Raw genomic sequence first — 1092 nt, 5'->3', positions numbered from 1 at the left:
TCCTTTTGTCCCTATTTGTTAAGGGCTTATTCTCCTGTATTTGTTGCTTGAATCTATGTGCCATAGACAGTTTAAGACTCCATTTTGTATATTCTGTATGTTCTTCTTCTGTCCATTCCGATTCAGGCTTTTTGAATTTTATGACATCCGGTTTAAAATTTTTCATAATATATCCGGCATAGTCTGCGACCGGAATTGTTTTAGGTATTTCGTTATTTATAATTATATTTCCTCCACATCTTCTTTTTCCCTGATATTTCCAATTGCCTCCATTAAAAAAGCGTATCACCGGTTTTGCCAGTAATACGCTTCGTTTTGTTGGTTGGTTTGCTACAGAATAATTGTTTTTACAAATTATAGAAAAATGCTAGTTACTTCTGTACAATTCTTATCCTTTCGCAAACATGATTTTTCTGTTTTTCGTAAAAATCGTTATCCTCTGTTTTAAGCAATATTTGCTTGTTTCAGACGATTAGTAGTCTAAATAAAACCAGAATTTTATTTAGATTTTGTTACTGTGAAGTGAGAAAGCACTATTATTGTTGTCTTATTCTCATTCAGCCCCTATACTATATATACAGCCTACCGCCATAGGTGAGTATTTAGAAAGGAGCTTTGAGAATATGGATAACAAAGATTTTCACTCTATCATACGTAATGCTTTGACAAATTATCTTTTTGAGCTAAATCAAAGCTGTTACGAACAACCAGAATGCAAAAAAGCCACATCAAAATGTGTTGACTATTTAGACTCAAATTTAATAGATGAACAATGGCTATTAAATAATCACCTGGTTGTATATTCTGCTTGTTGTTGTTATCATAAATCGTTGGATTCCTCGATTAAAGAGGCTCATGTTTCATCTGATGAAGAATCTCTTGCTAAACTTCGTAAAGAACGAGAAGTCATAATTCGCCTAAAGATGTTTTATAAGAACCATCATTTAGATTTTAACAACCCATTGCTTTAACAATATCATCGTCTTTCAGCTCAACACCGACTCTTATTTTTTCAATAAGATCTCGCTGCCAATCTTCTAGTTCGTCCACTCTCCATTCACTGATCTCTTGTGCAACGAAGCAGCGTTCCCT

The 1092-nt window shown here is 33.7% G+C and carries 1 protein-coding gene; it reads left to right on the top strand.

What is annotated here, in order from left to right:
- Positions 1-623 precede the first annotated feature (623 nt).
- On the top strand, positions 624-971 hold the full coding sequence (locus tag LKD46_RS16495) for a hypothetical protein (protein ID WP_029732399.1): 348 nt from the start codon (positions 624-626) through the stop codon (positions 969-971).
- Positions 972-1092: the final 121 nt, after the last annotated feature.

The sequence above is a fragment of the Blautia fusiformis genome (assembly GCF_020686995.1).
Lineage (GTDB): Bacteria > Bacillota > Clostridia > Lachnospirales > Lachnospiraceae > Blautia_A > Blautia_A fusiformis.
This window is presented reverse-complemented; position numbering and strand designations above follow the sequence as displayed.

Coding starts and splice junctions, on each gene's coding strand:
- LKD46_RS16495 (WP_029732399.1), top strand. CDS start 624: ATGGATAACAAAGATTTTCACTCTATCATACGTAATGCTTTGACAAAT.